This is a genomic window from Nakamurella sp., assembly GCF_048594475.1.
Taxonomy (GTDB): Bacteria; Actinomycetota; Actinomycetes; order Mycobacteriales; family Nakamurellaceae; genus Nakamurella.
Map to the genome: position 1 here is coordinate 1 of NZ_JBMDXT010000219.1, position 7,529 is coordinate 7,529.

4 protein-coding genes and 1 pseudogene are annotated in these 7,529 nt (G+C 71.0%); 2 read left to right on the forward strand and 3 right to left on the reverse strand.

What is annotated here, in order from left to right; genetic code table 11:
• Positions 1-100 precede the first annotated feature (100 nt).
• Positions 101-1,141: a glycoside hydrolase family 16 protein gene (locus ACOJUF_RS10320; protein ID WP_420121765.1), complete on the reverse strand. Its 1,041-nt coding sequence runs from the start codon at positions 1,139-1,141 to the stop codon at positions 101-103.
• A gap of 354 nt (positions 1,142-1,495) precedes the next feature.
• Here ACOJUF_RS10320 and ACOJUF_RS10325 point away from each other — a divergent pair, with 354 nt between their 5' ends.
• Both ACOJUF_RS10325 and ACOJUF_RS10330 read left to right on the forward strand, forming a co-directional pair.
• Positions 1,496-4,759 (forward strand): Ig-like domain-containing protein, encoded by a 3,264-nt coding sequence (locus ACOJUF_RS10325; protein ID WP_420121766.1) that lies wholly within the window; start codon positions 1,496-1,498, stop codon positions 4,757-4,759.
• A 100-nt stretch (positions 4,760-4,859) separates the two neighbouring features.
• Positions 4,860-5,750, forward strand: coding sequence for a glycoside hydrolase family 16 protein (locus tag ACOJUF_RS10330; RefSeq protein WP_420121767.1), 891 nt, complete (start codon positions 4,860-4,862; stop codon positions 5,748-5,750).
• 86 nt (positions 5,751-5,836) lie between these two features.
• Here ACOJUF_RS10330 and ACOJUF_RS10335 read toward each other — a convergent pair whose 3' ends face one another.
• Positions 5,837-6,958, reverse strand: a complete 1,122-nt coding sequence (locus ACOJUF_RS10335; RefSeq protein ID WP_420121768.1) for a glycoside hydrolase family 16 protein — start codon at positions 6,956-6,958, stop codon at positions 5,837-5,839.
• Positions 6,959-7,346: 388 nt separating this feature from the next.
• Positions 7,347-7,529 (reverse strand): annotated as a pseudogene (locus ACOJUF_RS10340) (1,3-beta-glucanase); the annotation flags it as partial.

The following is a 7,529-nucleotide window of genomic DNA, read 5'->3' on the forward strand; positions in this document are numbered from 1 at the left end:
TGGGGGTCGGCCGCGGCCTGGGGGTTGAGGGCCCCGCCCCCGCCCCCGCCCCGGGTCGGGTGGTACCCCGGATCGGGGGCCGGCGCGCGGCCGGCGGCGGTCAGCCCTTGTAGGTGTAGACCGACACCCAGTCGATCTGGAAGTGGCCGGCGACGCTCGACGCCGGTCCCACCGAGCCGGACTGCAGCTGCAGGATCCAGCGCATCGGTGCGGTCGGCACGGAGGTGGTCGTGGTGCCGAGGGTGGCGCCGTCCAGGTAGAAGGCCAGCTTGCCCGGCGACCACTCGATGGTGGCCGTGTGCCAACCGGTGAACTTCGTGCCGTTGGTGGCCCAGAAGCAGTTGTGGGTGGGGTTGTTCAGGCAGTGGTTGAAGGCGTAGATGGTCGAGTCGAGGCCGCCCTCGGGGAAATCGACCTCACCCTGATTCCAGTTTCCGCTGGTCGGCCAGAGCAGCGAGGCCAGCTTGTAGCCACTGAGCGAGTCGGACTTGAAGCGCATCGTGTACCGGCCGTAGGTCTGTCCGGCCCACGGGGCGGTGACGATCGGCGAGGGGGCGGCGGTGATCACCTTGCCGTTCTCGGTGCGCAGGTAAACGTCCATCACGCCACCGGAGGTGGAAATGGCACTGTTCTGGTAATTCGCGATGCCGTAGCTGTCGGTGAACCCGTCGTAGCCGGTCCATTTCGACGAATAGGCCGAGCCCGGGAAGGAACCACGGGGGACGCTGGTGGTGAAGTCGTCGGTGAAGACCTGCTTCCAGCCGGGCAGGTCGCCCACCGGCATGGCCTGCCCGCTGGGCGCGGCCGAGCCGCTCAGGGCGGCCCCGACGGTGAACTTCTGGGTCGCGCCGATCGCGGTCCAGGCGCCGTCGGTCTTGGCGCAGGCCCAGTAGGTGTACGTGCCGGCCGGGAAGGTCCGGCTCTTGGTCAGCGTGACCCCGCTGGTGGAGAGAGTGGCGGCGGACATGGGGAAGTCGTAGTGGTTGTTGTCGGCGTCACGGGCGCAGATGCCGGCCAGCGACGCCCAGACCGCCGGCGAGGCGGCGATCTTGGTCGTCGCGGTGACCGTCGAGCCGCTCACCGTGGCACTCAGGGTGCTCCGGGAGAGCGTCGCCGCCGAGGCCGCTGGGGCGACCGCCAACGTTGTCAGGGTGATGAAACCGAGGACGATCGCGAGCGCGCGCGAGCGTCGAATAAATGCGGACACGGGGGTGGTCCAATCCTTTCCAAGGAACTGCGGGCCAAATCCCCCCCGGGATCAGAAAATGCCTCGACCGCGGCCCCGCCGGGCATCGCCGCCCGGGAATCCGCCATCTACTCAGCGTTAATTCTGGTAACTGATCGTGCTGAGGTTAGCATGAAGGTTCAATGGCGCGCTAGACTTGACAAAACCGAAAAATGAAAGTGATCACCCGTTGTGCGTAAGCGACAATTCGCGGATTCACCCATTATGACTAACGGAAGTTCGCGAAAACGACTTTCACGGGGTCCGGCAGTGACCACCATCACGATTGCTCTGGCCCTGGTGGTCTCGCTGATCGGCCCGCCGATCGCCGTGGCGCCGGCCGCGGCGGCGCCCGCGACCCTGCCGCTGCAGGTCGATTTCGCGACGTCGACCACCACGCCCGCGGCCGGGTTCGTCCTGGACTACGGGCAGGCCTACGGAGCCCGGTCGGGCGCCAACCAGGGAACCGGACTGACCTACGGGTGGGTGTCCGACGGCACCGCAACGCCGCTGAACAACTCGGCCGGCGGGCGGAACCGGGGGACCGCCGGTGTCGATCCCAAGCAGAGCAGCTTCGTGCTGATGCAGCCGGCCGGCACGACGGCCGGCGCGTGGGAGGCGGAGGTGGCCGACGGCTGGTACTCGGTCACCGTCGGCGTCGGCGACTCCGGGCCGTACTACGACAGCGTGCACGCGGTGACCGTCGAGGGGGTGCCCGTGGTCGAGCCCTTCACGCCGTCCCAGAACGCGCGGCTGCGCACCGCGACGGGCACGGTCCAGGTGACCGACGGCCGGTTGACGGTGCGGCCGCAGGGCGGGACGAACGTCAAGATCACGTACCTGACCGTGGCGGCGGCCCCACCGCCGGTGGTCGACCCGGTTCTTCCGCTCAAGGTCGACTTCGGGGCCTCGACGAGCGTCCCGGTCGCGGGCAACGTGCTGGACGACGGGTCGGCCTTCGGGGCCCGGGCCCAGGGCCGGTTCGGCTGGGTGGCGGCCGGCACCACCACGCCGTTGAACCTGGCCGCCAACGGCCGGCAGCGCAGCGCGACCGGGCTGGCCGATCCCCGCCAGGCGAACTTCGTGCATATGCAGGGCGGGACGACCCCGACCCCCGGCGACTGGCAGCTGGGGGTGCCCAACGGGACCTACCGGGTGACCGTCGGCACCGGAGACGCCAGCAACGTCTACGACAGCCGGCACGCGATCACCGTCGAGGGCTCGGTGGCCATCGCCCCCTACGCGCCGACGTTCGCGACCAAGTTCAAGGTCGGCGTGGTCGACGTCGAGGTGACCGACGGCCTGCTGACCGTGAGCGCCGCGGGCGGCACCAACACCAAGATCGACTTCCTGGAGGTCCAGGCCTGGAGCACGCCGGTGGACCCGCCGTTCCCGATCGACGTGGACTTCGGGGCGTCCGCGAGCGTGCCCGCCGCCGGGTACCAGCTGGACGCCGGGGCGCCGTTCGGGCCGAAGCAGGGCAGCTACACCTACGGCTGGGTCGCCGCCGCCACCGGCGCGCCCCTGGACGTCGCGGCCAACGCGCGCCAACGGACGTCGACGCTGACCACCGACCCGCGGCAGCTGAGCCTGATCCAGATGCAGTCCGGCGGGGTGACCACGCCGATGGCCTGGGAGCTGGCCGTGCCCACCGGCACCTATCAGGTGACGGTCGGGGTCGGTGACGCGTCGGCGATCGACAGCACCCACACCATCGAGGTCGAGAACGCGGTCGCGGTCAACGGCTTCAAGCCGACCACGACCAACCGGTTCGCCACCGGCACGGTGATCGTCAACGTCATCGACGGGCGGCTGACGGTGGCCCCGACCGGCGGCGTCAACACCAAGATCACCTTTCTCGAGGTCGACTTCGTCGACTCCAACCGGCCCCGGGTCTCCCAGGTCACGCCGGGAGGCGGGGAGTCGGGCGCGGTGCGCGACCTGTCGGTCACCACGGAGCTGTTCCTGCCGGCCGGGGCGATCAACCCGACCACCGTCACGGCCGACACGGTCCTACTGATCAAGGTCGCCGACGGATCGGTCGTGCCGTCCTCGGCCAACACCAGCGGCGGCGGCGACGTGCTCGTGCTGACCCCGATGGCCACTCTCGAGGCGAACACCAAGTACCAGTTCGTGGTCACCGACGGGGTCAAGGACATCGCCGGGAACGCCTTCCTGCCGTTCAAGAGCACCTTCACCACCGGCACGCTGGTGTCCGGCACCGGGATTCCGGGCGTGGCGTTCACCCAGGAGGCGACGTCCGCGACCGGCAAGCTGTTCACCAGCGTGACGTTCGGACCGGACGGGCGGCTCTACGCGGCCACGCTCACCGGCACCATCTACCGGTACGACGTCGCCGCGGACGGGTCGCTGGGCAACGAGTTCGCCATCACCACGGTGCGCACGCTCAACGGCAACGCCAACCGGACCGTCATCGGGTTGACGTTCGACCCGGCCTCCACCGCGAGCAGCCCGATCCTGTGGGTCAGCGACAACTTCATGTACGTGGGCAACGCCGACGTGCCCGACTGGTCCAGCAAGATCGACCGGCTGACCGGCCCGGACCTGCAGACCGGTGAGACGGTGCTGGTCAACCTGCCCCGGTCGGCCCACGACCACGAGGCGAATTCGATCGCCTTCGGGCCCGACGGCAAGCTGTACTTCTCGATGGGCTCCAACACCGGGATGGGCTACCCGGACGTGGCCTGGGCCAACCGGCCGGAGGCGCAGCTGTCGGGGGCGATCCTGCGGCTGGACCCGGCCGCCCTGCCGGGGACGCTCCCGCTGGACGTGAAGACGGCCGACGGCGGCGGCAGCTACGACCCGGCCGCCGCCGGTGCCCCGTTGACGATCTACGCGACCGGGGTGCGCAACGCCTTCGACCTGGTCTGGACCTCGGCCGGCCGGCTCTACGCGCCCACCAACGGGTCGGCGGCCGGAGCCAACCTGCCGGCCGTCCCGGACCCGTTGCCGGCGGCCTGCGCATCGCGCATCGACAGTGCGACGAACGGCGCCTACACCTATTCCGGTCCGACGTTCGCCACCATCTTCGGCAATCCGGTGGCCCAGACGGACTTCATCCACAAGGTCTCCGCGGGCGGCTACTACGGCCATCCGAACCCCGCGCGATGCGAGTTCATCGCCTACGGCGGCAACCCGACCGCGGGGGCCGACGCCTGGCAGGAGTCGCAGTATCCCGTCGGCGTGGCGCCGGACCGCAACTTCCGCGCGGCCGACGTCTTCGACGGTGGCCTGCACGCCTCGGCCAATGGCACCGTGGAGTACCGGAGCTCCGCCTTCGGGGGCAAGCTCACAGGCAAGCTGCTGGTGGTGCGGTACAGCGCCGGGAAGGATGTGGAGGTGGTGGACGTGAGCGGTCCGGACGGTGCGGTCCGGGGCATCACCACCGGGGTGAGCGGTTTCGGCGGGTTCTCCGAGCCGTTGGACATCGCCGAGAACCCTTCCGGGTCGGGCGTGTTGTACGTCACCGAGCTCGGCGCGCAGCGGATCACGTTGCTGCGGCCCGCGGCCTGACCGGCGGGCCGCGCGGTCCCGCCGGGCCCGCGGGTCCGGCCGCCGCCGGCCGGCAGATGCAGTCGGGACCGGATCGATCGCGGTCCGGGAGAGGAGAGCGGTGCTCACGACCAGTCCGTCCGACGGTCTGGCCCCGGCCGAGCCGGATCGGCCGCACGTCGACCGCCGTCGGCGCCGCCGTGGGTGGGTGGTCGCCCTGGCGGCCACCGTCCTGGCGTCGGTGGCGCTGCTGGCCTGGACTCCGGCCGGCCGCTGGCTGCCCGGGGGGTCCGACCCGGCCGAGGGCACGTCGATGCCGGTGGGCGACCTGCCCGGCTGGCATCAGGTGTTCGCCGACGACTTCGACCGCACCGACCTGGGGCCGTGGTGGGACGCCTACGACGGGCAGCCGGCGGGTGACCCGCGCAGCCTGTGGGCCCCGGACCGGGTGCTGCTGGACGGCTCGACGATGACCCTGCGCGGCCAGAAGCGGACCGGCGAGCCGGACGCCCAGCTCACCACCGGGGGCGTGTCGAACTGGAAGGTCCAGCAGACCTACGGCAAGTGGGAGGTCAGGGCCCGGGTCGACGCCGGGGACGACATCACCTACGCCTTCCTGCTCTGGCCCGCCTCGGGCCAGTGGCCGCCGGAGATCGACTTCCTGGAGGACTGGGGCGGCACCCGGCAGGCCGCATCGGCCTTCCTGCACTACGCGACGCCCACCGGGCGGGACAAGATGCAATGGGACGTGCGGGCCGACTTCACCCAGTGGCACACCTTCGGCGTGGAATGGCTCCCCGGCCAGGTCACCTTCACCCTGGACGGGCGGGACTGGGCGACCTACCGCGGCGCGGAGGTGCCGGACGTCCCGATGTGGCTGGCGATCCAGGCGCAGGCCGGCGGCTGCGAGCGGCGGGCCGCCTCGTTCGGGGCGGCGCAGTGCCCGATCGCCGGCTCGCCCGCCGTCGCCGACATCCAGGTCGACTGGGTGGTCGTCTACGCCCCGTCGTGACCGACCCGCGCCGGCCGCCCGACGACGTCCGCGGGCCCGGCCGAGCGGCGCTCGGTCGGGCCCGCGACGGTCACGGTCGGTGCGGATCAGGGCCGGTAGGTGTAGACGGCGACCCAGTCCACCTGCAGGTGCCCGGCCACGTTCGGCGCCGGCTTCGTGCTCTCGGTCTCGGTCTGCAGGATCCAGTGCATCGGGGTGGACGGCACCGACGTGGTCGTCGTGCCCAGCACCCGGCCGTCGAGGATGTAGGTCAGCTTGTTCGGCGCCCACTCGATCGTCACGGTGTGCCAGTCGGTGAACCGCGCCCCGCTGTTCACCCAGTAGCAGTTCTTCGACGGGGTGCCGATGCAGTGGTTGAAGCCGTACATCGTCCCGGTCAGGCCGCTCTCCGGGAAGTCGACCTCACCCTCGTTCCAGTTGTTCGAGTCCGGCCACAGCAACCAGGCGGTCTTCCAACCGGGCAGCGCGTCGGCCCGCATCCGTGCGGTGAACCGGCCGTAGGTCTGGCCCTCCCAGGCCTTGGTGACGATCGGCGCCGGCGCGTAACTGATCGGTTGGCCGTTGACCGAGCGCAGATCGAAGTCCATCAGGCCGCCCTTGGTGGAGATGAAGTTCCGGTCGTAGCGGCCGTTGCCGTACGTGTCGTTGAAACCGTGGTAGGTCGCCCAGCGGGAGCCGTAGAGCCGCTGGAACGAGCCCGGGGCCGCCTCGGTGGTGAAGTCGTCGGTGAACACCTGCTTCCACTTGGGCAGGTCGCCGACCGGCATGGCCTCGCCGCTGGGCGCCGCCGCGGTCGGGGCCGTGGTGACGACCGGCCGGGGCGCCGGCGTGGTGACGGTGCCCCCGGTGCCCGTCGGCGTGACCCGCAGGGTGCGCTTGGCCCCGATGTCGTGCCAGGTCGTGCCGATCTTGGCGCACGCCCAGTAGGTGTAGGTGCCCACCGGCAGGGTGCGGGATGCCGTGATCGCCGTGCCGGCCGCGGTGAGTGTGGCTGCCTTGACCGGGAAGTCGTAGTGGTGACCGGAGGAGTTCCGGGCACAGATCCCGGCCAGCGCGGCCGCGGTCGTCGGCGTGGCACTGATCCTGGCGGTCGCGGTCACCGGGCCGGCCGCGGCACCGGAGGCCGAGACGGTGGCCGAAAGGGTCGGGGGCGCCGCGGCGGCGTTCGGCGCCGCCAGGAGGGTGGCGGCCAGGATCGTGGCGGTCACCGCTGCGACCAGGCCCGTCCGGCGGGGTCCGGAGCCACGGCGCCACCGGGTCGGAACGGCGGTGGAGCCGGTCGGTGCCTGGCTGATCATCGGTCACCCCTTGGTCTGTTCGTGGCGGTCATCGCCCTTCGGCTACAAAAGGTAGTCGTGTGGCTACCGAGCGCACATGATCCGGGGATGCCGTTCCGGTGACCCGCCATCTGAATGGCGTCCGATGGTGCGCCCACGTCACGGTGGGTCAACCGGCTCAGCCGGGTCTGATGCGAATGGCTCAGACGGGCCGTCCGCCCGCCCGGGCGTGGGCCGGGCCCGGTGACACCGAACGGCCCGGCCGGGGGATCCCGGCCGGGCCGTCGTCGGGCGCCGCTCCCGCCCGGTCAGTTCCTGGTCACGGCTGGTAGGTGTAGACCGACACCCAGTCGATCTGCATGTGGCCGGCGGCGGTCGCCGCGGGACCGGTCTGCTCGGTCTCGGTCTGCAGCATCCAGTGCATCGGCTTGGTCGGGATCGAGGTCGTCGTGGTGCCGGCCACCTGGCCGTCGATGATGTAGGTGATCGCGGTGGGGGTCCA